At 31.7% G+C, this 25,568-nt stretch carries 24 protein-coding genes; 11 read left to right on the top strand and 13 right to left on the bottom strand.

The features are described from left to right. The first annotated feature begins 1 nt into the window (after position 1). From FBF02_RS01360 to FBF02_RS01350, 3 genes are read left to right on the top strand one after another with little or no spacing between them, the layout of a single operon-like run. Positions 2-523: a chemotaxis protein CheW gene (locus FBF02_RS01360; RefSeq protein ID WP_002826355.1), complete on the top strand. Its 522-nt coding sequence runs from the start codon at positions 2-4 to the stop codon at positions 521-523. Further along, positions 523-1,146, top strand: coding sequence for a phosphoserine phosphatase SerB (gene serB, locus FBF02_RS01355; protein WP_002920488.1), 624 nt, complete (start codon positions 523-525; stop codon positions 1,144-1,146). Before FBF02_RS01360 ends, serB begins: the two co-directional genes overlap by 1 nt. Next, positions 1,146-2,123: a transaldolase gene (locus FBF02_RS01350; protein ID WP_002896364.1), complete on the top strand. Its 978-nt coding sequence runs from the start codon at positions 1,146-1,148 to the stop codon at positions 2,121-2,123. The genes serB and FBF02_RS01350 overlap by 1 nt, the downstream gene beginning before the upstream one ends. Here the strand turns inward: FBF02_RS01350 and FBF02_RS01345 are convergent, their stop codons facing one another. The 10 genes from FBF02_RS01345 to FBF02_RS01300 all read right to left on the bottom strand — a co-directional run bounded on the left by FBF02_RS01345 (position 2,124) and on the right by FBF02_RS01300 (position 12,155). Then, positions 2,124-2,546, bottom strand: coding sequence for a hypothetical protein (locus FBF02_RS01345; protein ID WP_002851686.1), 423 nt, complete (start codon positions 2,544-2,546; stop codon positions 2,124-2,126). Then, positions 2,543-5,812, bottom strand: a complete 3,270-nt coding sequence (gene carB, locus FBF02_RS01340) for a carbamoyl-phosphate synthase large subunit (RefSeq protein WP_002894865.1) — start codon at positions 5,810-5,812, stop codon at positions 2,543-2,545. Before carB ends, FBF02_RS01345 begins: the two co-directional genes overlap by 4 nt. Before the next feature lie 260 nt (positions 5,813-6,072). Then, on the bottom strand, positions 6,073-6,822 hold the full coding sequence (gene mreC / locus FBF02_RS01335; RefSeq protein WP_002859838.1) for a rod shape-determining protein MreC: 750 nt from the start codon (positions 6,820-6,822) through the stop codon (positions 6,073-6,075). Further along, a complete protein-coding gene (locus tag FBF02_RS01330; protein ID WP_002857495.1) occupies positions 6,812-7,852 on the bottom strand; it encodes a rod shape-determining protein in 1,041 nt (346 codons plus the stop codon). The genes mreC and FBF02_RS01330 overlap by 11 nt, the downstream gene beginning before the upstream one ends. Before the next feature lie 11 nt (positions 7,853-7,863). Further along, positions 7,864-9,087: an ATP-dependent Clp protease ATP-binding subunit ClpX gene (clpX, locus tag FBF02_RS01325; protein WP_002857531.1), complete on the bottom strand. Its 1,224-nt coding sequence runs from the start codon at positions 9,085-9,087 to the stop codon at positions 7,864-7,866. Continuing rightward, positions 9,080-9,871, bottom strand: coding sequence for an acyl-ACP--UDP-N-acetylglucosamine O-acyltransferase (gene lpxA, locus FBF02_RS01320; RefSeq protein WP_002857291.1), 792 nt, complete (start codon positions 9,869-9,871; stop codon positions 9,080-9,082). Before lpxA ends, clpX begins: the two co-directional genes overlap by 8 nt. Continuing rightward, on the bottom strand, positions 9,871-10,311 hold the full coding sequence (gene fabZ, locus FBF02_RS01315; protein WP_002894869.1) for a 3-hydroxyacyl-ACP dehydratase FabZ: 441 nt from the start codon (positions 10,309-10,311) through the stop codon (positions 9,871-9,873). The genes lpxA and fabZ overlap by 1 nt, the downstream gene beginning before the upstream one ends. Positions 10,312-10,405: 94 nt before the next feature. Further along, on the bottom strand, positions 10,406-11,497 hold the full coding sequence (locus FBF02_RS01310; RefSeq protein ID WP_002857520.1) for an epoxyqueuosine reductase QueH: 1,092 nt from the start codon (positions 11,495-11,497) through the stop codon (positions 10,406-10,408). Next, a complete protein-coding gene (gene bcp, locus FBF02_RS01305; protein ID WP_002857542.1) occupies positions 11,497-11,952 on the bottom strand; it encodes a thioredoxin-dependent thiol peroxidase in 456 nt (151 codons plus the stop codon). Before bcp ends, FBF02_RS01310 begins: the two co-directional genes overlap by 1 nt. Continuing rightward, positions 11,949-12,155, bottom strand: coding sequence for a 4-oxalocrotonate tautomerase family protein (locus tag FBF02_RS01300; RefSeq protein ID WP_002857551.1), 207 nt, complete (start codon positions 12,153-12,155; stop codon positions 11,949-11,951). The genes bcp and FBF02_RS01300 overlap by 4 nt, the downstream gene beginning before the upstream one ends. Positions 12,156-12,330: 175 nt before the next feature. On the opposite strand from FBF02_RS01300, the gene ilvE reads away from it, so the two are divergent. The 6 genes from ilvE to FBF02_RS01270 all read left to right on the top strand — a co-directional run bounded on the left by ilvE (position 12,331) and on the right by FBF02_RS01270 (position 18,980). Next, positions 12,331-13,245 (top strand): branched-chain-amino-acid transaminase, encoded by a 915-nt coding sequence (gene ilvE, locus FBF02_RS01295; RefSeq protein ID WP_002857493.1) that lies wholly within the window; start codon positions 12,331-12,333, stop codon positions 13,243-13,245. Between the two features lie 12 nt (positions 13,246-13,257). Then, positions 13,258-14,346, top strand: a complete 1,089-nt coding sequence (locus tag FBF02_RS01290) for a prohibitin family protein (protein ID WP_002858687.1) — start codon at positions 13,258-13,260, stop codon at positions 14,344-14,346. A gap of 11 nt (positions 14,347-14,357) precedes the next feature. Continuing rightward, positions 14,358-14,888 carry a DUF2393 domain-containing protein gene (locus FBF02_RS01285; RefSeq protein WP_002858737.1) on the top strand — a complete coding sequence of 177 codons (531 nt, stop codon included), beginning with the start codon at positions 14,358-14,360 and terminating at the stop codon, positions 14,886-14,888. Continuing rightward, positions 14,888-15,397 (top strand): DUF2393 family protein, encoded by a 510-nt coding sequence (locus tag FBF02_RS01280; protein WP_002858703.1) that lies wholly within the window; start codon positions 14,888-14,890, stop codon positions 15,395-15,397. The genes FBF02_RS01285 and FBF02_RS01280 overlap by 1 nt, the downstream gene beginning before the upstream one ends. Positions 15,398-15,877: 480 nt before the next feature. Then, entirely contained in the window at positions 15,878-16,453 is a 576-nt protein-coding gene (locus tag FBF02_RS01275) for a cytochrome c3 family protein (protein ID WP_002851702.1), read from the top strand. A 10-nt stretch (positions 16,454-16,463) separates the two neighbouring features. Continuing rightward, positions 16,464-18,980 carry a molybdopterin guanine dinucleotide-containing S/N-oxide reductase gene (locus FBF02_RS01270; protein ID WP_002858724.1) on the top strand — a complete coding sequence of 839 codons (2,517 nt, stop codon included), beginning with the start codon at positions 16,464-16,466 and terminating at the stop codon, positions 18,978-18,980. Positions 18,981-19,003: 23 nt separating this feature from the next. Here the strand turns inward: FBF02_RS01270 and zupT are convergent, their stop codons facing one another. Further along, positions 19,004-19,879 (bottom strand): zinc transporter ZupT, encoded by an 876-nt coding sequence (gene zupT / locus FBF02_RS01265; protein ID WP_002858653.1) that lies wholly within the window; start codon positions 19,877-19,879, stop codon positions 19,004-19,006. A gap of 182 nt (positions 19,880-20,061) precedes the next feature. Between zupT and FBF02_RS01260 the strand changes: the two genes are divergently transcribed. Together FBF02_RS01260 and FBF02_RS01255 are read left to right on the top strand one after the other, a co-directional pair. After that, positions 20,062-22,182: a methyl-accepting chemotaxis protein gene (locus tag FBF02_RS01260; RefSeq protein WP_021036342.1), complete on the top strand. Its 2,121-nt coding sequence runs from the start codon at positions 20,062-20,064 to the stop codon at positions 22,180-22,182. A gap of 134 nt (positions 22,183-22,316) precedes the next feature. Continuing rightward, positions 22,317-24,098, top strand: a complete 1,782-nt coding sequence (locus FBF02_RS01255; RefSeq protein ID WP_002851929.1) for a PhoX family phosphatase — start codon at positions 22,317-22,319, stop codon at positions 24,096-24,098. A 37-nt stretch (positions 24,099-24,135) separates the two neighbouring features. Here FBF02_RS01255 and trxB read toward each other — a convergent pair whose 3' ends face one another. Together trxB and trxA are read right to left on the bottom strand one after the other, a co-directional pair. Then, positions 24,136-25,074, bottom strand: coding sequence for a thioredoxin-disulfide reductase (trxB, locus tag FBF02_RS01250; RefSeq protein ID WP_002851648.1), 939 nt, complete (start codon positions 25,072-25,074; stop codon positions 24,136-24,138). 133 nt (positions 25,075-25,207) lie between these two features. Next, a complete protein-coding gene (gene trxA / locus FBF02_RS01245; RefSeq protein ID WP_002851800.1) occupies positions 25,208-25,522 on the bottom strand; it encodes a thioredoxin in 315 nt (104 codons plus the stop codon). Positions 25,523-25,568 lie beyond the last annotated feature (46 nt).

Below are 25,568 nucleotides of genomic sequence, written 5' to 3'. Positions count from 1 at the left end.
TATGAGTAATGAAAAATTAGAGCAAATTTTGCAAAAACAGCAAACTCAGATGGCTGGTCCTGATGTCGATCAAAGAGAAGATGATATCATCCAACTTGTTGGCTTTGTAGTTGGAGATGAGGAATATGCGATTCCAATTCTTAATATACAAGAAATCATCAAACCTATAGAATATACTAGAGTTCCTAGTGTACCTGATTATGTTCTAGGGGTTTTTAATATGCGTGGTAATGTTATGCCGCTCATTGATCTAGCTCAACGCTTTCATTTAGGAAGTTCTAAAATGACACCTCAAACAAGATATATTGTTTTAAGAGGTGAGACAAATGGAACTGGAGTTGGAGGAAATGCTGGTTTTGTTATAGATAGATTAACTGAAGCAATTAAAATTCACAGAAACAGAATCGATCCACCACCTGAAACTTTAGTTAAAGACAAAGGTATGATTTATGGTATAGGAAAAAGAGATGAAAATATCTTAACTATACTCAAAGTAGAAGCTTTGCTTAAGCGCGAATTTTAATGATTAAACTTTGTGTTTTTGACTTTGATGCTACTTTAATGGATGGTGAAACCATTGATATTTTAGCTACAGCGCATGGCAAGGGTAATCAAACAAGCGAAATTACCCGCCATGCTATGACTGGAGAACTTGATTTTTTCGAAAGTCTTCAAAAACGAGTAAGCTTTTTAAAAGGTATGTCTTATAAAAAAGTTTTAGAATTAAGTAGCACACTTCCACTAATGCGTGGAGCACATGAACTTATCCAATATTTAAAATCTAAAAATATACAAATTGTTATTTTTAGCGGTGGTTTTCATGAAGGCATAAATCCTGCTATGCAAAAACTTGGAATTAACCTCGGTTTTGCAAATTATCTGCATCATAAAAATGACATTTTAACAGGGCTAGTTGGTGGGGAAATGATGTTTTCAAATTCAAAAGGCTTAATGCTACAACGATTAAAAAACTTTTTAAATTTGAAAACAGATGAAGTGATGTGTGTTGGCGATGGGGCAAATGATTTGGCAATGTTTAACGAAAGTGGATTAAAGATTGCATTTTGTGCTAAAGAAATTTTACGTTCTCAAGCTGATATTTGCGTAGATATAAAAGACTTAAAAGAAATAATAAAGGTAATATAATGAAAAATTTTTCTCTTTGGTGTGATTTTATAGAAAATAGTTTTTTAGATAATGAATTTTTAAATTTATTATCACATGGAATTAATGGCGCTACTTCAAATCCTGCTATTTTTAAAAATGCTATTTTAAATTCTCCAATTTATAAAGATAAAATTCTTAAATTAAAAGAAAAAAAAACAAAAGATATTTATGAAGAATTAGCAATTTCTGATATTCAAAAAGCAGCTGATAAATTAGCTCCTCTTTTTTATCAAAAAAATGATGGATTTATAAGTATTGAAATAGACCCAAGACTTCATGATAACACAACTCTTAGTTTAGGTGAAGCTAAAAGACTTTATAGTGCTATTGGCAAAGAAAATATAATGATTAAAATTCCAGCTACAAAAGCTTCTTATGAAGTAATGTATGAACTTATGAAAAATGGTATTAGCGTCAATGCTACCTTAATTTTTTCTCTTGAACAAAGTCAAAAATGTTTTGAAGCTTTAAATGCAGGTTTAGTCGAATTTAGAAAAAACAATATAGCCTTAAAAGAACAAAACACTAGAACACCACAAGCTGTTATAAGTATTTTTGTAAGTCGTTTTGATAGACTTTTAAATCCTAAGGCTAAGGAGCAAAATCGTATTGGAATTTTAAATGCAAATTTAGCTTATAACAATATCTACTCAAAAAATGAACCTAATATTCGCGCCTTGTTTGCAAGCACCGGAGTTAAAGGAGATGATCTGCCAAAAGACTATTATATCAAAGAACTTCTTTTTGAGAATTCTGTTAATACTGCTCCTCTTGATGCAATAGAGGCATTTAAAGGAAAAACGCATTTTAAAAAACCTTTAATGAATTTTGAAATTTATACAGAACTTAATCAAATCATTTCTCAAAGTGAACGAGAAAAAGCTTGCAATGATTTATTAAGTGATGGCCTAGAGCAATTTTGTATTGCTTTTGAAGATATTTTAAAAGCTCTTTAATTAACGTATTTTTATCATTTTATTCTTTGAAAGTTTTAATATTTTTGATGGGATATTTTCGAAAAATTTCTCATCAAGTATTATATCAGCAACACTTCTAGCCCATTCTTCATCAAATTCTTTTCCATGCTTGTTTGCCGAAGATGAATAAAAATAGCCATTTTTACTTAAAAAATTCGCATGTTTACACTCTTTCACAATACGAATGGCCTGATTATTGGGATAAATAAAAGTTGTTTTTTTAGAACGACGTACTAAATTTTTAAAAGATTTTGGAATTCTTGCTAAACTTTTTAACTCGCAAAATTTCGCAGAAGTGATTAAGCAAGGCTGATTTTTATCTCTACCTTTTAAAGCATTAATCTCTTCTAAATTTTTACTTAAAAATCCTACCGTAGTATCTGTTTGGGCTAAATAAATCAAGATTTAAGCCACTCTTGTAAACTCTTTACATCTAGGCAAGATTTACTCTGTATAGCTTTAATCGATTTTGCACCTGCTAAAGCTGATCGTAAATTTGTAAAATAAGGTATTTTAAAACGAATAATATTTTCACGAATTTTTTTCGTATCGCCTTTAAAACTGTGACTATCGCTTGTATTGATAACTAAGTGAATTTCCCCATTTTTCAATTTATCTTCAACATTGGGGCGTCCTTCTGAAATTTTATGTACAAGTTCGCACTCAAAACCACTTTCTAAAATTTCCTTGCAAGTTCCCCCTGTTGCCATAAGCTTAAAGCCAAGCTTTACATATTCTGCAGCGATTTTTTTGGTATATTTTTTATCCTTATCTTTTAAGGAGATAAATACCACGCCTTGCTCTGGAAGATGATTAAACGATGCAATTTGACTTTTCGCATAAGAATTTGCAAAATCCTTGCTTATACCCATAACTTCACCCGTTGAACGCATTTCAGGACCTAATTCTAAATCACTTCCACTAAGTTTTGCAAATGGAAATACTGCTTCTTTCACGCTCATATATTTTGGAGTTTTAGGGCGTAAAATTTTAGTATCAAAATTAACCACTTTAAAAGTATCATAAAATTTTAAAGCTTCTTTTAAATTTCCTTGCCACATCACACGCGTTGCCACTTTTGCTAAAGGAATACCCGTAGCTTTACTAACAAAAGGTACGGTACGACTAGCTCTAGGATTTACCTCTATCATATAAAGCTCATTATTATGTAAAGCAAATTGTATATTTAAAAGCCCTACAACTCCCAAATTTAAAGCAATATCTGCGGTTTTTTGTGCAATAAATTCTTGCATTTTTTCATCGATATTGCAAGGCGGCAAAGAACAAGCACTGTCACCTGAATGAATTCCTGCTTCTTCTATGTGCTCCATAATTCCTGCAACATAAACATCTTTGCCATCACAAATCGCATCAACATCAATTTCTGTAGCATTGTCTAAAAACTGATCGATCAAAACAGGGCTTTTATCGCTTACATCCACAGCTTCTTGCATATAGAGTCTCAGTTCAGCCTCATCATTTACCACGCGCATCGCACGCCCACCTAAAACATAACTTGGTCTTACAAGCACAGGATACCCTATATCACTAGCCTTAAGAACCGCTTCTTCTACGCTTGTTGCAGTAGAATTTTTTGGCTGATTGATACCTAGCTTTGTAATAAATTCGGCAAATTTCTTTCTATCTTCTGCCATATCAATTACTCTTGAGCTAGTACCTATAATCTTAGCTCCAAAAGCACTTAAACGCTTAGCAAATTTCAAAGGAGTTTGTCCACCAAAATGCACAATCACTCCATCAGGTTTTTCACGCTCAATCACCGCTCTTAAATGTTCGAAATCAATAGGCTCGAAATACAAAATATCACTTGTATCATAGTCAGTCGAAACGGTTTCAGGATTACAATTATACATAATAGTTTTAATACCCATATCTTTAAGCGCAAAAGAAGCATGTACGCAAGCATAGTCAAATTCTATACCTTGTCCTATACGGTTTGGCCCCCCACCTATAATCATCACTTTTTTTTCTTTTTTATCCTTAGCATCGTTTTTACTTTGAGTGAGTTCGCTTACATTGATACTTGAATAAAGATAAGGAGTTAAGGCTTCAAATTCACCCGCACAAGTATCCACTTCACTAAATTCTGCGATGATTTTTTGCTTCATTCTTGCATAATAAATATCATTTTGGCTTAATTCTAAATTATCTTTCAAATTTACAAGCAAGGCTATCATTTTATCTGAAAAGCCCATAGTTTTTGCTTTTCTCAAAAGAGCCTTATTGTTTAAAATATCCATATCAATTTGTTCTTCAAAATCTACAATTTCTTTAATCTGTGTTAAAAACCAAGGATCTATTTTACAAAGCTCATAAAGTTCTTCTACGCTAAAACCTTCCCTAAAAGCTTGAGCAACATAAAGTAAACGCTTTTCATTGGCATTACGAATTTTAAAAACAAGATCATTTCTATCTTCAAATTTTACCCTATCAAAACCACTTAAAGAACGCTCAAGCGAACAAAGTGCTTTTTGTATACTTTCTTTAAAAGTGCGTCCTATAGCCATTACCTCACCCACACTTTTCATAGCTGTACCTAAAGTTGTATTTGCTCCTGGAAATTTTTCAAAGGTAAAGCGAGGAATTTTTGTTACAATATAATCAATCACAGGCTCGAAAGATGCAGGAGTTCCTGTAATATCATTTTTAATCTCATCTAAGCTAAAACCTACTGCCAAAAGTGTCGCAACCTTTGCTATAGGATAACCCGTTGCCTTAGAAGCTAAAGCACTTGATCTTGAAACTCTTGGATTCATTTCTATAACTATCATTCTTCCATTTTTTGAGTTGATAGCAAATTGCACATTACTTCCGCCTGTATCTACACCAATTTCACGCAAAATAGCAAAAGAAGCATTACGCATAACTTGATATTCTTTATCCGTCAAAGTTAATGCTGGAGCTATTGTAATACTATCTCCTGTATGAACTCCCATAGGATCGATATTTTCTATGCTACAAACTATGATACAATTATCCGCTCTATCGCGTATAACTTCCATTTCATATTCTTTCCAACCTAACAAACTTTCTTCAATCAAAATTTCATGGATAGGTGATAAAGCTAAAGCAGTATTGGCAAGTTCTTTAAATTCGTCCATATTGTAAACCACGCCACTTCCAGCACCCCCTAAAGTATAAGAAGCACGGATCATCAAAGGAAAGCCGATTTCATCTACGGCTTTTAAAGCTTCGTCATAATTATACGCATACATCGATTTTGGCAAATCCATGCCAATTTTTTTCATACATTCTTTAAAAACCTGACGATCTTCGCCTTTTTTAATCGCCTCAGGATTTGCGCCTAAAAATTTCACATCTCCTAAAAGTCCGCTTTCATAAACTTCCATAGCAACATTTAACGCTACTTGTCCACCCATAGTTGGCAAAATTGCATCAATTTTTTCTTTTTTAATAATACTTAAAATACTTTCTTTTGTTATGGGTTCTATATAAGTCGCATCTGCAAATTCGGGATCTGTCATGATGGTTGCAGGATTTGAGTTGATTAATACTACACGATATCCTAATTCTTTTAAAGTCTTTGCGGCTTGAGTTCCAGAATAATCAAATTCACAAGCTTGTCCTATCACAATAGGACCACTTCCTATAAGTAAAATGCTTTTAATATCTGTTCGTTTTGGCATAAATTTTCCTAAGAGCATAAATTTGGGCCGATTATAACAAAAATTAGTTTTATAAACTTTGAAATTATCGATATAATTTTAAAAAATAAACACTCTGCTTTTAATCTAGGAAATAATACATAAAGAAATTTAAGATTTTTTATAAAATTCTCATTCAATTATAAACATTTATTTGATAATTTAACAAAATTTTTAGCATTAAACAAAGTGATAATAATTAGCAAAAATATAGAAAATTTTTAAAAAGTCTAATCCTTGACTTATAAATTATCTACTACATATAAATAAGCAGGAATACTAATCTTAACATAAGGCTTTACTTCTACACTTTGATACATATCTTCATCATTAACTCTATTCACAATACCGACAGGTATATCTGAAAAGAAAATATTATCAAGTCCACTTGTTAAAATTTCATCTCCGGTATTAATTTTTGCCCATTTTGGAATAAATTTAACCACAATCCTGCCATCTTCACCCTGAATTAAACCTGGAGCTTTGGATTTTCCTATATAAACAGAAAAAACACACTGATCATCACCTTGTAAAAGAGCCATTGCTCTACCATTTTTATTAATAGCTATACCTGCAGTATATCCTTGATATATTAAACCACGATTTTTACCAACTGGAATTTTGCTCCAATCTAACCATAATTTTTTATAATCATTCAATTGAACGTAAGAAATAACTCTAGTTAAAGAAACTTGAGGTAAATATTTTGTAGAATTTTGATCCTCTAAAATACGATTTAATTGATTTGCAAAACTAGTTACCTTTACAGCAATATCTTCTAATTCTTTATTTCTAGCTTTTAGTTGCTGAATTTGATTTGCTTGATTAAAGTGTTCTGAAATTTTTTTTCCCAAATAATCTTTAATATTATAAAAATTACCTATAACAAAATCATTAACACGGAGAACATTTTGCTTGATAAGTCCTCCATAATAAAAAGATATAAAAACCAAAAAGGCTAAGACAAGAACATAAAAAATCTTATTCTTCATTGGTTAATTGTTGCAATAATGAAATTTCCTCTAAAGCTTTACCCGTTCCTTTTGCTACAGCTAAAAGCGGTTCATCTGCGATATAAACTGGCAAACGTACAATTTCACTTAAGTATTTATCAAAACCACGAATCAATGCTCCACCACCTGTTAAAACTACACCATTTTCTACTATATCACTTGCTAAATCAGGCGGCATCATTTCAAGAACCATTTTTAAAGCATCAGCAATTTCTTTTAAATACTCACGCATTGCTTCTCTTACATCTTCACTTGTAAGTTCAATACGACTTAAAAGTCCACTTACTTGATCGCGTCCTTTTACCACCATAGAAAGTTCTTTTGGAAGTTGTATTGCTGAACCTATGGTGATTTTGATCTCTTCGCCTGTTCTTTCACCTATGATAAGATTGTATTTTTCTTTTACATAATTAACTATACTCATATCAAGCTTATCTCCAGCCGTACGAATAGACTTTGAAATCACAAGTCCACCCAAAGAAATCACTCCGATCTCAGTAGTTCCACCCCCTATATCTACTACCAAATTTCCTTTAGGTTCTTGTATAGGTAAACTTGCGCCAATAGCTGCTGCCATAGGCTCTTCGATCAAAAATACCTCTCTTGCACCTGCACTTAAAGCACTTTCTCTTACCGCTTTTCTTTCTACTTGAGTTAAACCATAAGGAACAGAAATAATAATTCTAGGGCGTAAAAAACTTTTTCTACGATGTGTTTTTTCTATAAAATAGCGGATCATTTTTTCAGTCATATCAAAATCTGCAATCACGCCATCTTTCATAGGACGAATAGCTTCGATGTTACCTGGAGTTTTTCCCACCATATCTTTAGCTTCTTTACCTACGGCTAAAATTTTTGCTTTGGAACCATACCTTTCTCTTTCAACTGCCACAACAGAAGGCTCATTTATCACTATACCCTTATCTTTTACCAAAACTAGCGTATTAGCTGTTCCTAAATCAATCCCCATATCACTAGAAAAAAATCCTATAAGTTGATCTAATATCATTTCTATCCTTTTTAACTTATTTTTCTTTTTATTAATAATGCCTTTGCATTGTCTTTAACAACTTCTTTGGTTATTACAATATCATAGTTTTTATACTCTGGTAACTCAAACATTAAATCTACCATCATTTCTTCTATAATACTTCTAAGCCCCCTAGCCCCTGTTTTTCTCTCCAATGCAAGCTGTGCGATAGCTCTTAGAGCATCTTCTTCAAATTTTAAATTTACCCCATCAATAGCAAAAAGCTTTTGATATTGCTTAATAATGGCATTTTTAGGTTCAGTTAAAATTCTTACCATATCTTCTTCATTAAGCTCATTTAAAGATGCAATCACATGCAAACGACCTATAAGCTCAGGAATCAAACCAAAATGAACCAAATCATCAGGTTCAATTTTCTCAAGTAAAGCTTTATTTTCTTCTTTTGCATCATCAAAAAAACCTACAACTTTATCTCCAAGTTTTCTTTTTAAGATAGTTTCCAAACCATCAAAAGCTCCACCACAAACAAATAAAATATTTGAAGTGTCAATTTGTATAAACTCTTGATTTGGATGTTTTCTCCCCCCTTTTGGTGGAATATTTACCAAACTTCCTTCGATAATCTTAAGTAAAGCTTGTTGCACACCCTCTCCACTTACATCACGAGTAATAGAACGATTTTCACTCATTCTGGCAATTTTATCAATCTCATCAATAAAAACTATACCTTTTTGAGCTCTTTGCACATCTCCATCTGCAGCTTGTAAAAGACGTGTTAAAATATTTTCTACATCCTCACCTACATATCCTGCTTCAGTTAAAGAAGTTGCATCACAAATTGCTATAGGTACATCTAAAAATTTAGCTAAAGTTTGCGCCAATAAAGTTTTTCCACTTCCTGTTGGCCCAACAAGTAAAATATTTGACTTAAAAAGCTCTGTACCATCATCTTGAAGCTCAGCTTTAAAAAGTCTTTTATAATGATTGTATACTCCAACACTAAAAACTTTTTTAGCTCTATCTTGTCCTATGACATAACGATCTAAATAAGCTTTTAATTCTTTTGGAGTGATATCTTTAAATTCTGTATTATGACTTTGTTTAGGTTCTTTAAATTCTTTTTCTTCTCCATAAATAATACTATAAGCACCTTCAACGCAATATTCACAAATAAAAGCATCATCATTTTCATTTGCTAAAATTCTTCTTTGTGGATTCTCCACTTCATTGCAAAAACTACATTTTCTAGGCATTATTTTTACCCCTATAGACAGGAATTCCACGCTTTGTTTCTAATATAAAATGGCACATTTTTTTAACATTTTCACTTTCTTGATTTTCAAGCAAATTTTTAGCATTTTCTTTTAAATCTCCTTGTCTAAATAAAGTTTTAAAAGCTCTACTAAGTCTATCTACTTCATCTTTATCAAAACGACGACGAGTGCCTACTAAATTTAAACTTCTAATACTTGCACGATTTCCTTCTGCTAAACAAAACGGTACTATATCCTGAGAAAGTGCACTTGCTCCTGCTATCATACAACCCTCACCTACTTTGACAAATTGATGAATAGGTGTAAGCCCGCCTACAACCGTAAAATCTCCAAGCTCTACATGTCCTGCCAAAGTTGCATTATTAGCTAAAATAATATTATTACCTAAAAGACAATCATGAGCAATATGACAATAAGCCATAATAAAAGCATTATCGCCTATACGAGTAAAACCATCTCCTTTAGCTGTACCTGAATTTATCGTTGCAAATTCTCTAATAGTTGCATTTTTCCCTATAACAACACCGCTTTTTTGCTCTTCTTTATAAGATATGTCCTGAGGAATATCGCCTACTATTGCATAAGAAAATACACGAGAATGATCACCTATAGTTGTATCTGAAAGAATTCGAGCACCTTGTTTGATGACAACATCATTACCTATTTTAGTATCTTTACCTACATAAGCATAAGCTTCTATTACAACATCGTCACCAAGTTGTGCACCCTCTTCAATCACCGCACTTGGATGAATTTTTTTCATTATTTATCCACTATCATAGCTTTAAGCTCGGCCTCTGCAACTAAATTTCCATCTACAAAAGCTTGCCCTTTAAAAATCCACATATTACCACGATTTTTAACCACGCTCATTTCATAATCAAGCCTATCTCCAGGACGCACAGGATTTCTAAATTTTGCTCCATCTATGCCTGTGAAATAAACTACTTTATTTTTTGGATCCACTTTATCTTCCATACTTTCAAAAGCTAAAACTCCACCTGTTTGAGCCATACCTTCTAAAATCAAAACTCCAGGATAAATAGGATGCCCTGGAAAATGTCCCATAAAAACATGATCACTTATACTGATGTTTTTATATCCTAGCACCACTTCTTTAACTTTTAATTCTGTAATTTTATCTACTAGTAAAAAAGGATAACGGTGTGGTAAGATTTCTTGAATTTGCATTACATCTATCATTATTAAATTAACCTTGAAAACAATTAAAAATTTTATTATATAAAAAAATCATTAAAAATTACATTAACAAAAAAAGTTTTTCTTAATAAATTTCTTAAATTTTTGCAAGCACCTCTTGATTATCATGATAAATTTCACTTTTTGCTATCACTTCATATCTTGAAGGAAAAATTTCTTCAAGTATAATCACAGGGCTAAGATTATAAGCTCCAAAAACTTGATTACGCCATCTAACTTCTGCTTGAATACTTAAAGGTTTTTTTAAAAAATCTTCAAAATTTTTCCATTTGTTTTTAAAAAACGCATTAAAACGCCAAAATTCCACAAAAACCATTTCATCTTTGGTACTTCTATAAAAGCCTTCTTTTAAATTTTGTTTTAAATTTTCCTCATCTAAAGAAAATCTTGTATAAGCGTTTTTAAAATGCGAATAAAATAAAATATGAGATTTAACGGGCTTTTTATCTAATTTTATCAAAGCGCTTAAAAGACGATAATTTAAAAATTTCTCTCTTAAAATTTCAAATTTTATACCCTTTTTTTCCCATAAAACTACTTTTTTATAAAGAGCTATTCTTGCTTCTATACTTGCAGGTAAAATTTGCTTATTTACAGAAGACATTAATTCATCAATGAAATTCTTATCTTGTTTTTGTTTTTTAAGTCCATAAATACAACCACAATAATTTTGATGATAGAGCATTTCTTTTTTTGCTAAAGCAAACTGCCTTTGAGTGCCGCCATTTTTACGAAAATCAGGAGCTAAAAACTCTACCCCATAAGGCTCACATTCTTTTTGTAAAGCATTTTTTAACTGTTCTAAATCTTTTTTAGGGCTAGTTAAAAGCGTAGTAGTAAGCTTTTTTTCTCCTATTTTAGCAGCAAATTTAACACTAGATCCCATTCTTACATCAAAGCAAATTTCACACCTTGCACCTTTTTCAGGCTCATCTTCATAACCACGCACAGCATTAAGCCATTTTTCATACTCATACTCGCCCTTATATAACTTAATGCCAAGTTTATCACAAGATCTTTTTACATCTAAAAATCTTAGTTCGTATTCGCTTAAAGGATGGATATTTGGATCATAAAAATATCCTATGATTTTTTCATCAGGATAAGTCTTTCTAAGTTCTTCAATAAAATAATGACTATCTACACTACAACAAATATGCACCAGCATTAAAGACTTTCAAGCACTTTTAAAGCATGATCTTTTACACGAACATTACTATAAATTTGAGCAATCTTACCTGTTTCATCGATAACAAAAGTAGAACGAATGATGCCTTCATATTCTTTTCCGTAATTTTTCTTAAGCCCCCAAGCTCTATAAGCTTTAGCAACTTCTTTTTCGCTATCACTAAGTAAAATATGCTTTAAATTAAATTTAGAAATAAATTTTTCATGACTTGTCACACTATCAGGACTAATACCAATAATCACTGCATTTTTACCACCAAATTTATCATAATTTGCACTAAAATCACAAGCTTCTGTAGTACAACCTGGGGTATTATCTTTTGGATAAAAATACAAAATCACCTTTTTGCCAATAAAATCTTTTAATGCTATTTTTACCCCATCTTGATTTAAAAGCTCAAATTGAGGTGCCTTATCTCCTATATTTAAACTCATTTATTTGCCTTTGCTTTGATAGCTTCTACACTTTCTCCGCCAAAGCCTATGTCATAATTTTCCACATCTTCTAAAACCACAACAACTCTTTCTTTACTTTTATTATATTTCGTGCTTAAAAGTTCGGTAATATCAGCTATAAGTTCCGCTTTTTGTTCCTTGCTTAAAGACGGCTTTGCTAATTTGATATTTACTAATGGCATAATTTCTCCTTTTTAACGATAATTTTTCATAATTATTTCAAAAAATACCTAATATTTTTTTTAACAAAAAACCTTAATTTAATAAAAGCTTATTGTTAGTATATTTTTGATAAAATCCCGATTTATTCTTAAAATAATATTTTTTAAGAAATAAACAACTATAAAAGGTAAAAAAATGATCTCAGCAGATAAAATTTGGATGGATGGAAAATTAGTTGATTTTAAAGATGCAACTTTGCACTTTTTAACCCATTCTTTGCATTATGGCAATGCTGTTTTTGAAGGAACTAGAGCCTATAAAACAGATAAAGGCTTAGCAATTTTCAGACTTGAAGATCACACCAAAAGACTTTTAGAGTCTGCAAAAATTACTCTTTTAAATTGTCCTTTTTCTCAAAAAGATCTTGAAAATGCACAAATTGAACTCTTAAAAGCAAACAATTTTCAAAGCAATGTCTATATCCGCCCTCTGATTTTCTTAGGCGATGGAGTTATGGGACTTTATCATATAAAAGCTCCTGTAAGAGTTGGAATTGCAGCTTGGGAATGGGGTGCTTACCTTGGAGAAGAAGGTTTAGAAAAAGGCATAAAAGTAAAAATTTCGTCTTTTGCAAGAAATAGTGTTAAATCATGCATGGGAAAAGCTAAAGCAAGTGCAAATTATCTTAACTCTCAAATTGCAAAATTTGAAGCTATTGAAGCAGGATATGAAGAAGCTTTAATGCTTGATGAAGAAGGTTTTATCGCAGAAGGAACAGGAGAATGTTTCTTTATTGTAAAAGATGGGGTTTTAATCACACCTCCAAATGATTTTTCTTTAAAAAGCATTACTCAAGATACAGTGCTTAAAATCGCTCATGATCTTGGTATCACCGTGCTTCGCCAAAGAATTTCAAGAGATGAAGTTTATACTGCTGATGAAGCATTTTTTACCGGAACAGCCGCTGAAATCACACCTATTAACAATATCGATGCAAGAATAATAGGAAATGGTTTAAGAGGATCTGTAACTAAAAAACTTCAAGATGCTTATTTTGATGTAGTTTATGGACGCAATGAAAAATACGCATCTATGCTAACTTATATTTAAAAAAGGAAATAAATGCCAGCTGATTTGAATGATTATTTCAATAAAAAAAATGGAAATTCTAACAATAACGGAAACAACAACCGTCAAAATTTCAATTTCAAAGCACCAGAATTTAATTTTAAAGGTTTTGGGAAATTCTCTCCATTTGTTTATGGGGTGATTATTATTATCTTATTTTTAATCGTTGCAAAACCTTTTATGGTGATAAATTCTGGGGAAATGGGGATTAAATCAACAACAGGTAAATATGACCCAAATCCATTAGAACCAGGACTTCACTTTTTCTTACCTTTTGTACAAAAAATAACCATAATCGATACTAGAGTAAGACAAATCAACTATGCTTCTATAGAGGGAAGTAATGAAAATTTATCTTCAGGTTCAGGTGTTATTAATAAAAATAGTATTTCTGTACTTGATTCTCGTGGATTGCCTGTATCTATTGATGTTACAGTGCAATACCGTTTAAATCCTTTGCAAGTTCCTCAAACCATAGCTACTTGGAGCTTAAATTGGGAAAATAAAATTATCGATCCAGTTGTTCGTGATGTAGTGCGAAGTGTTGTAGGAAAATACACAGCCGAAGAACTTCCTACTAATCGTAATACAATAGCCACTCAAATAGAAGAAGGTATAAGAAAAACCATAGAAGCCCAACCAAATGAACCTGTAGAACTTCGCGCTGTACAACTTAGAGAAATTATTTTACCTTCAAAAGTAAAAGAACAAATCGAACGCGTGCAAATTGCAAAACAAGAGGCTGAAAGAACTAAATATGAAGTAGAAAGAGCTAATCAAGAAGCCTTAAAAAAAGCTGCTTTAGCTGAAGGGGAAGCAAATGCAACCATAATCAGCGCCAAAGGTAAAGCTATGGCTGTTAAAATAGAAGCAGATGCACAAGCTTATTCTAACAAAGAAATCGCAAACAGCCTAAACACCCCTTTGCTAAATTTAAAACAAATTGAAACTCAAAAAGAATTTAATGAAGCTTTAAAAGTCAATCAAGATGCTAAAATTTTCTTAACTCCAGGTGGAGCAGTGCCAAACATTTGGGTTGATACCAAAGATGCTAAAAAGCAAAGTGCTGCCAACATGAACTAAAGGATACACAAGTGGAGAAACTAAGAGAAATCGTGCTTTTTTACACTACTCATTTATATTTAGTAGATTATATGCTGATTTTATTAGTTTTTTTTCTCTTCACTTGTGTTTTACTTCTTTGTGTATTTTTACGCCATAGACCTATAGCAGCACTTTTTATTATTGCATTTGATATTATTATTTGTTTTTTAGTTTATATCTATGGGTATAAACTAATAGACAATGAAGTAAGAACTCGAAAAATCGCTATTACAGATCAAAAAATGATACAAAGCTCAAATGATTTAATTGTTGATTTTAACATTACAAATAATTCAAAAAATAATTTTAAAGAATGTAAAATTACAGCTAAAATTTTTGCAGATAAAATACCTAATGATAATATCATAGAAGAATATAAAAAGAAATTTATCCCTTTTAGACAAAAAAGTAGAGAAATTAAAGATCTAAAGAAAAACGCAACCCAAGTTCAAAGAATTGCTTTTGAAAATTTTAACTATGAAAATAACTATACCATACGCTTAGTTTCGGAGTGTTTTTAATGCATTTTACGATTTTTCATATTATAGCTTTTATCATTTTACTTATTTGCTTTGCCTTGATTTGTATTTTAATCTTTCTAAAAGTCAAACAGAAAGAAATGGCTTTGATTTCTTATACCATAGCTACTATTTTTACCGCACTTTTGATATATTCTATTTTTCTAACAATCAATCAATTCACCACTCAAGCCGATCTTAGCAAACTAACCTACACAAGAGATCTAAGACATGAAAGCGTTATAGTAAGTGGAAAAGTTCAAAATCTTACTAAATTTAAAATCAAAAAATGCTATTTGATACTTAGCATATTAAACCAACAACAAGTAGGAGGTGAAATTTTCAATGATAAAAATATCCGTAACGCTAAAATGCAAAATACAAGTGTTTCTTATACTATAGAAATCATAGACACACTCCCGGGTAATACCTATAAAGAATTTAGAGCTAGCGTTCCTTTTCCTCCAACTTTTAATAATCCTGAATTTTATCACACCTTAAAATGTATTTGATTCAAGAAATCAACTAGCAAAAATTCTAAAATACATTAATTATTCACATAACAAAACAATAATTCCGCTATAAATTATATAAATATTAATAATAATTTAAGTTTTATTAATATAATATTTATTAATATAGAAGATAAGGAGTCAATCAACCTTTAAATCTAAAAGCACTTTGCTAAATGAGAGTTAAAAATGGGAGGGAAAATAAAGCTATAAAAAGCTTATATCTTAAAACTCAACGAGATCGAAATGGGCTCAGAAGTATTAATCTGGGCTCAAAACAAACTTTTTTTATAATTGAAGTTTTATCTTTTCTAAAAAACAATAAGTAAAATATAATTAACTCAAATTTATTATATCAATAAAGAATAATATTAAAGCACCAAAAATAAGTAATCTTAGTAAAAATTATACAATTAAGTAATAATTAAATTGCATAGTATTAAAATACATTTACATCAAATTTATATTAAGGAATTAGTAATGAAAAAAATTTTCATTTCTTTTGTTGTCCTAGCGACATGTTTATGGGCAAAAAATACCGCCTATACCGATGAAGTTGTATCGCTTTATCTTAATAAAGATGATACTAAAGTCATAGGAAGACTTTTACCTACAAATCCTTTTGAAGTATTAAAAAGCGAAAATAACAGGGTTTTGCTAAAAATTGATGGTTATGTAAATCCTAAAGCACCTTCTGTGATTTATTTCAATGACTCTCAAAGAATTATTGTTGCAGCTTTTTCTAAAAATACAAAATTAAATTTCTCTCAAAGAATAACTGGAAAAAATGGCAAATGGGATAAGGTAAGCCTTGAAATTTGGGCAGATAAAAAAGAATTTGTCAAAGACAATAAAGAAATGTTAAATCGAGCCAAAGAGCTTTTTGTAAATAACTGCGGAATTTGCCACGCTATCCACAAAGAAAAAGAATTTACAGCTAATGCTTGGCCTGCAATTTTCCGTTCTATGGCTGATAGAACAGGTATTGATAAAAAAGACAGATGGCTAGTTATAGAATACTTACAAAAAAACGCAAAAGATTTTAAAACAAAATAAGGAGAAAAGCATGCTAGATAGAAGAAAATTTTTAAAAATTGGAGCGAGCTTAAGTGCTTTACCTCTCATTCCAAGCTTAAGTGCAGGAAAAACCGTAGAAGCTTCAAAAGTTAGCCTCGGACTTGTAAAAAATGGAGAAGTGATCACCGCAGCACACTGGGGGATTTTAAAACTTACTATAAAAGATGGCAAAATAGTAAAAAGTGAACCTTGGGAAAAAGTTACAAAAATGGATAATCCTTTACAGCACTATACCGCCGATATGGTTTATAAATCTCGTGTGAAGTACCCTTATGTGCGTAAATCCTACCTTGAAAATCCTGACAATCCTAAACCTGAACTTCGCGGAAAAGATGAGTTTGTTCGCGTAAGTTATGATGAAGCGATCAAACTCATCGCCAAAGAACTTAAAAAAACAAGAGATAGTAAAGGCGCAAGTGCGATTTTTGGTGGAAGTTATGGCTGGAAATCAAGTGGAAATATGCAAAACTCACGTATCTTGCTTCATAGATTTTTAAATGTAACAGGTGGATTTGTAGGAGCTACAGGGGACTATTCTACAGGAGCTTCTCAAGTGATTATGCCTTATGTTGTAGGATCGATTGAAGTTTATGAGCAACAAACCTCATGGGAAAATATCTTAAGCGATTCTAAATATGTTGTGATTTGGGGTGCTGATCCGCTTTCTACTTTACGCATAGCTTGGACTTCAAACGAACAAAGAGGGTTGGCGTATTTTGAAAAACTTAAAAACAGTAAAATCAAAGTGATTTGTATAGATCCTGTAAAAACCACTACAGCGAAATTTTTAAATGCCAAATGGATAGCTCCACGCCCAAATACCGATGTGGCTTTAATGATGGGTATGGCAAGCCATTTAATCGCTAAGAAAAAAGTCAATTACGAGTTTTTAGACACTTACACCACTGGCTTTGATAAATTTAAAGACTATTTAGAAGGCAAAGAAGATGGAGTTAAAAAAGATACCAAATGGGCAAGTAAAATTTGTGGTATCGATGAAAAAACTATCAAAAATTTAGCTGAAACTTTTTATGATAATCCTACTATGATTATGAGTGGTTGGGGTATGCAAAGAGCACATCATGGAGAACAGCCTCACTGGATGCTAGTTACTCTTTGTGCGATGTTAGGACAAATCGGCACAAAAGGAGGTGGTTTTGGACTAAGCTACCATTATAGCAATGGCGGTGTTCCAACTTGCAAAGGCGGAGTGATCGGTGGTATGACAGCAGGTAGCTTAGGAATTTGGAAAAATGGTAAATTTAAAGGCTTAAGCAAAGCAGAAGCTTCAAGCGAAGGTGCAGAATGGCTTCAAAATGCAGCGAGTTATTCTTTCCCTGTAGCAAGAATCGCTGATGCTTTACTTCATCCTGGAAAAACCATAGATCATAATGGTGCTAAAATCACTTATCCTGATATTGATTTTATCTACTGGGTAGGTGGAAATCCTTTAGTGCATCATCAAGATACCAACACTAATGTAAAAGCATGGAGAAAACCACGCACCGTTGTGGTAAATGAAATTTACTGGACTCCAACAGCTAAAATGGCAGATATTATCATGCCTGTAACTTCATCTTACGAAAGAGATGATATTACCATGACAGGAGATTATTCAAATATGCATATAGCTCCTATGAAACAAGCCGTTGAGCCTGTGGGTGAGAGCAAAGATGATTATGTAATTTTCTCTGATATTTGTAAAATTTATGGAAAAGATGTCTTTAATGCCTACACAGAAAATGGCAAAAAAGCTAAAGATTTCATCAAAGAATACTACAACAGTGCCCTAAAACAAACTCAAAGTTTTGGCGAAGCTTTTGCCACTCCTATGCCAAGTTTTGAAGAATTTTGGGCTAAAAATAAACCAATCACTTTTGAACCAACAGCTGAAAGTTTAGAATGGACTCGTTTTTCAGAATTTATAGAAGATCCTATCTTAAATGCTCTGGGTACAGATTCAGGACTCATTGAAATTTACTCAGAAACGATTAAAAATTATAATTATGATGATTGTAAGGCACATCCTACTTGGTTTGAGCCTATTGAATGGCTTGGAAATGCAAGCAAAGAAGCACCTTTCCACTTACTTACAAATCACCCAAGAGATCGCTTGCACTCTCAACTTTGCCACACAAGCTTAAGAGATACTTATGCAATAAAAGATAGAGAGCCGATTTTAATCAATTCCAAAGATGCAAAAAAACTTGGTATAAAAAATGGCGATGTAGTGCGTGTGTTTAACAAACGCGGTGAAGTTTTAGCAGGGGCGGTTGTAAATGATGAAATCATGCAAGGGGTTGTAAGACTTTGCGAAGGTGCTTGGTATGATCCTAATGAAAACGGACTTTGCAAATGTGGAAATGCAAATGTTTTAACCATGGATATACCAACTTCAAAACTTGCCAATGGCAATATCTCTCACACAGGGCTCGTAAACATAGAAAAATTTAAAGGTGAACTACCAAAACTTACTGCCTTCAGCGTGCCAAAAGGTGCGAATTAAATTTAAGAAAGCCGCAAGGCTTTCTATTGTCCAAGCAAATTTAAACTTAAAGCCATTATTGCCATTCCTGCGATAAGTCCATATAAACTATCATGAGCCTTATCATAAGTTTTTGCAGCGGGCAAAAGCTCATCAAGGGATATAAAAACCATAATTCCTGCAATCACAGCAAAACTTATAGCTAAAGTAAGATCGCCTATAAAAGGCAATAAAATCAAAGCTCCAACAAAAGCACCCAAAGGCTCTGCTAAACCCGAAAGAGCTGAATAAATAAAAGCTTTTTTCTTATCTCCTGTAGCATGGTAAATTGGCAAACTCACAGCCAAACCTTCAGGGATATTGTGTATAGCCACAGCTATAGCTATAGCAATTCCTAAAGTAAGATTATCAAGACTTGAAATAAAAGTAGCAAAACCTTCTGGGAAATTATGTATAGCAATAGCTAAAGCTGTAAAAATCCCTGTGCGTTTTAAAGCTTTAGTATTGATCTGATGCAACTTTTCTCCAGGATGAAATTTCGGAGGATTTTGTCCTTTTTGAGGTAAAGGACAAATTTTTAACTCGCTTAAATCTTCTTTAGGTTCATGAGGATTAACATCTTCGGGGATTAATTTATCAATCAATAAAGATATTAAAATTCCACCAAAAAAACAAGCTAGTCCCAAGAGCTCAGCCCAATGTGAATCATAGTGATTTTTAAAATCTTTAAGTGCAGTAGGTAAAATTTCCATGAAAGAAATATATATCATTACTCCAGCTGAAAAACCAAGTCCTAAAGAAAGCACTCTTAAATCATCTTTTCTGGAAAAAAAGGCTATTGTAGAACCTATAGCTGTAGAAAAACCTGCAAAAAGAGTCAGTAGTATTGCTATAAAAATTTGTTCAAATGTAAATTGCATTAATAATTCTTACTTCTAATTAAAATTTAATATTTTAAATACTTAATATTTATAAAAAGTTAACATATGATAAAAAGATAAAAAATATTAAAATTTTTAAGAATATTTTAAAATATTATAAAATAGAATAGCAACTCTGAAATTTTATTGTAAAAATTTAAAAGCTCACAAAAAGGAAAAATATGAATTTTCGTTCTCTAAATTTAAGTACTAAGCTTATTTTATCTGTAGCAATAGGAATAGTCTTAGGCATAGTTGTAATTGTTTTAACCGTATCTATATATACTTCTAAAAGTATGGAAAAAGAAGCTAAAGATTCAATATTTTTGTCTTCAAAAAGATATGTCAATTACATGGAAGGTATTTTAAATGAAGAGGTTGTATTAACAAAAGCAATGGCCACTTCATTAAATGAAATATTTTCAAAAAATGATCAAGTGAACGCTGGTATAATAGAAAGTCTTTTAAGAAATACATTTGATAGTAGCGGTTATGCAGCTTATGCTTTTCTTTATTTACAGGATTCTTCTATACTAACTCATGTTGAATCTTTAGATAAAAATTTTAAAAACTCTGATGGCAAAAGTGTAACAATGATTTTTTTTGATGAAACCACAGGGAAGGCAGGCGGTATTAAAAGCATACACGCTCCGAGCAATTTTTCACAACTACCTATTATAGAAAAAATTAAAAAAAATGCAAGATATGGTGATCTTGATACTATATTTTTAGGATCTCCATCAAGACTTAATTATGATGGAACAGAATTTTTAGGTATTAACTTAGGAATGCCCTTATTTAATAAAGAAGGAAAATTTATCGGTATAGTTGGATTTACTTTTGATTTTTTAGAAATATCTGAAACAATACTTGATCCGAAGTTAGATTTTTATAAAGATGATTTAAGATTTTTAATAACAGATCAAGGTGTTATTGTTATTCATAAGAACAAAGATGCTATTTTAAAAACTTTACCTGAAATTAATCAAGATGCATCCGTGCAATTAATTATTGATGCTGTTAAAAATCATAAAGATTTGATTATTGATAATTATGTTGACTTAAGCGGAAATTTAAGCTATGCAGGAGTTGCTTCATTTAGTACCTTAGGAGATTCGAGTCATTGGAGCATGGTTGTAACAGCACCTAAAAAATCTATTTTTGCGCCTTTATATGAATTGAATTTTATTCTAATTAGTATTGCAATTATTGTATTAATTGCTATTTTAATTATTCTGTATTTTTGTGTAAAAAATATAGTAGGATCTAAACTTCCAATTATAGTTAATTCCCTGCAAAATTTCTTTGACTTTATCAACCATAAAACAAAAAATGTTTCTACTATAGAAGTAAAAAGCAATGATGAATTGGGGCAAATGGGTAAAATTATCAATGAAAACATTCTTGCTACTAAAAGAGGCTTAGAACAAGACAATCAAGCCGTTAAAGAATCAGTTCAAACCGTATCAGTTGTAGAAGGTGGTAATTTAACAGCAAGAATTACTGCTAATCCAAGAAACCCACAGCTTATTGAACTTAAAAATGTTCTAAATAAACTTCTTGATGTTTTACAAGCTAGAGTAGGTTCTGATATGAATGCTATTCATAAAATTTTTGAAGAATACAAAAGCTTAGACTTTAGAAATAAATTAGAAAATGCTAGCGGTAGTGTAGAATTAACTACTAATGCTTTAGGTGATGAAATAGTTAAAATGCTAAAACAAAGTTCAGACTTTGCTAATGCTTTAGCTAATGAAAGTGGAAAATTACAAACTGCTGTTCAAAGCTTAACCACTTCTTCAAATTCTCAAGCTCAATCTTTAGAAGAAACTGCAGCAGCTTTAGAAGAGATCACTTCTTCTATGCAAAATGTTTCAGTTAAAACTAGTGATGTTATCACTCAATCCGAAGAGATTAAAAATGTTACAGGTATTATAGGTGATATTGCAGATCAAATCAATCTTTTAGCTTTAAATGCAGCTATTGAAGCAGCTCGTGCTGGAGAACATGGTAGAGGCTTTGCAGTGGTAGCTGATGAAGTTAGAAAGTTAGCTGAAAGAACTCAAAAGTCTTTATCTGAAATTGAAGCTAATACTAATTTACTTGTTCAATCTATCAATGATATGGCAGAAAGTATTAAAGAACAAACTGCAGGTATCACTCAAATCAATGATAGCGTAGCTCAAATTGATCAAACTACTAAAGATAATGTTGAAATTGCTAATGAATCAGCTATTATTTCTAGTACAGTAAGTGATATAGCTAATAATATCTTAGAAGATGTTAAGAAGAAGAGGTTTTAATTAATCATTTATACCTAGTGAAAAACTAGGTATAAATTTTTTCTTCAATTTAAATTTTTCATCAAAGTTTCTAAAAAGTTTCCAAATATTTTTATACTTCCATTGTTTTAAATTTCAATATGGGGTAAAAACAAATGGAAAGAAGATTGTTTTTAAAAGGTTCAGCTTTAGGTTCTATGGTGGCTTTTTTTGCAAGTTCAAATTTAAGTGCTGCTATGCTTAAGGATAAGGATTTGCTAGGTTTTAAAGCTGTTAGTGCAAGCACACAAGATAAAGTTATAGTACCACAAGGTTATGAAGCAAAGGTTTTAATTTCTTGGGGTGATCCACTTTTTAGTAAAGCAAAACCTTATGATGAAAATAAAATCATCGACATGAATGCAGTTAAAAATGCTCATTTGGTTTTTGGAGATGACAATGATGGTATGAGTTTTTTTCCACTTTCAAAAAACAGAGGAATTTTAGCCGTTAATAATGAATATATAAATCCTGAAATCATGTTTAATCATCATGGTAAAAATTTAAGCAAAGAAGATATTTTATATGAGCAAGCCAGTGTGGGTGTGAGTATCTTAGAAATCGAAAAAAAAGGTGATGATTGGACTGTGGTTTTAGACTCTAAGTATAACCGCAGAATCGATGCAAACACTAAAATGCAAGTAAGTGGAGCAGCTAAAAAAGAAGTTTTAAAAAATGAAAAATTTGTTCATGGAACTTTTGCAAATTGTGCAAATGGACAAACACCTTGGGGAACTTATATCACCTGTGAAGAAAATTTTGATGATTTTTTTGGAAGTTTAGATGAAAATCTAGAATTTAATGACTCTCTTAAACGCTATGGATTTAACAAAACTAGTCTTTATGGATGGGAAAAATTTGATGAAAGATTTGATTTAGCTAAAAATATGGATGAAGCCAATCGTTTTGGTTGGATAGTGGAAATCAATCCTTTTGATGCACAAAGCACACCTGTTAAAAGAACTTCTTTAGGGCGTTTTAAACATGAAAATGCAGAAATTATCGTAGAAAAAGATGGTTCTGTTATAGTTTATATGGGTGATGATGAGATGAATGAATTTATTTATAAATTTGTTAGCAAACATAAATACAAAAAAGGTGCTGATACAAGTAAAATTTTAGATGAAGGTATTTTGTATGTAGGACAGTTTAACGGCAATGTGGGAGATTTTAAAGGACAGGGAAAATGGATAGCTTTAGAATATGGCAAAAACAGCTTAAATGAAAAAAATGGTTTTAAGTCTCAAGCTCAAGTACTCATCAATACGCGTCTTGCTGCAAGTATTGTAGGTGCAACTCCTATGGATAGATGTGAATGGATAGCAAGCCATAAACAAAGTGGTTCTAAAGAAGTATTTGCAACACTAACGAACAACAAAAATCGCCAAGAACCTAATGCAGCAAATCCAAGGACTAAAAATGTTTATGGACAAATTTTAAAATGGATGCCAAAAAATTCTCATAAAGACGATGATTTTACTTGGGAAATTTTTGCTCTTGCTGGAAATCCTGATAACCAACAAGGCTTATATAAAGGCTCAAATAATATTACAAGTGAAAATAAATTTAATTCTCCTGATGGACTTAAATTTGATAGAGATGGAAGACTTTGGATACAAACAGATGGATCTTATTCTAATAAAGATGAATACGAAAGTATGGGAAATAACTGCATGCTAGCAGCAAATCCAAAAACAGGGGAAATTAGACGCTTTTTAACAGGGCCTATTGCTTGTGAATTAACAGGGATTGCTTTTAGTGAGGATTATACTACAATGTTTGTAGGCATACAACATCCAGGAGAAGGTTTGAAAGGTAGTACTTTTCCTTATGGAAAAACACCAAGATCAAGTGTAATGATGATAAGAAAACTTGATGGTGGAGTGATAGGAAGCTAAATAAAAATAAAGTTGCTTTTAGCAACTTTATAAAATCTTAATGCAAGCTTTCTATATAAGCCATAGCACTTAATGCAGCTACAGCTCCATCACCTGCAGCACAAATAACTTGCTTAGGCGCATCTTTTCTAAGGTCCCCTGCGGCAAAAAGTCCAGCAACGCTAGTTTGCATTTTAAGATCAACACTTACTTGCCCACCTTCTTCCATATTGCATAAAAACTTACTATCGTCTTGTTTTAAAATTTCATTTCTTACGTTAAGACCAACAAAAGTAAAAATTCCTGGAACATTTAAATCTCTAATACTACCATCTTTTAATTTTACTTTTACTCCAGCAACACCCATTTTATCGCCATATACTTCATCTACACTTGCGCTAGTAATGAGTTCTATTTTTTCGTTTTTCTTAACTTTTTCTACTGTAGATGGAGCTGCTCTAAACTCATCTCTGCGGTGGATAAGATAAATCTTAGAACAAATATTTGCTAGATATAAAGCTTCTTCTAAAGCCGTATCTCCACCACCTAAAACTGCAACTTCTTTATTTTTATAAAAAAATCCATCACAAGTTGCACAAGTGCTTACACCTTTTCCAAAAAATTCATCTTCGCCCTTAAAACCTGCTTTTTTTGGAGCTGAGCCTGTACAAACTATCACAGCTTTAGCAAGTTCTGTTTTACCACCTTCTAATTTGATGGTAAAACTTCCATCACTATTTTTTAAAATTTGTTCTACTCCAACCATTTCATGTTTTAAACCAAAACGCATACATTGTTCACTCCAAGGAGCCATAAAAGAAATTCCATCCATAACTTGGGCTACACCTGGATAATTTTCTATCTCAGAACTTGAGGTAATTTGTCCACCAGGCATACCTTTTTCAAACATTACTACATTTTTAAGGCCACCTCTAGTTGCATAAAGTCCGGCACTAAGTCCAGCAGGACCTCCACCTATGATTGCTACATCTAACATTTATATTTCCTTTATATTGAATTTTATTATTAATAATGATATAAAAATTATTCTTAATAGTAGTTAATAAAAATTATTATTTAGTATAAATTTGAAATTTTTAAGAAGAAGGCTAGTTATACTAGCCTTTAGTTTATAGTAAAGAGTTTAATTTATCGCTAATTGCTTGTTTAGATTGTGCACCAACGAGTTGATCTACAACTTCACCATTTTTAAAGAAAATAAGCGTAGGAATAGAGCGAACACCAAATTCAGCTGCTAAATCACCTTGTTCATCTGTATTTACTTTGCAAATTTTAGCTTTACCATCGAAGTCATTTGAAAGTTCATCAATAACTGGAGCAAGCATTCTACAAGGTCCGCACCATGGAGCCCAAAAATCAACTAAAGCTACACCTTCTTTTGCTTGAGCAAAATTATCACTTGTTAATTCAATATATTTTCCCATAATTTTTCCTTTCTTTAATTTTTGTCTAATTGTATTTTATTTTTTT

Source organism: Campylobacter sp. CFSAN093226, from assembly GCF_012897595.1.
GTDB lineage: Bacteria > Campylobacterota > Campylobacteria > Campylobacterales > Campylobacteraceae > Campylobacter_D > Campylobacter_D jejuni.
This window is presented reverse-complemented; position numbering and strand designations above follow the sequence as displayed.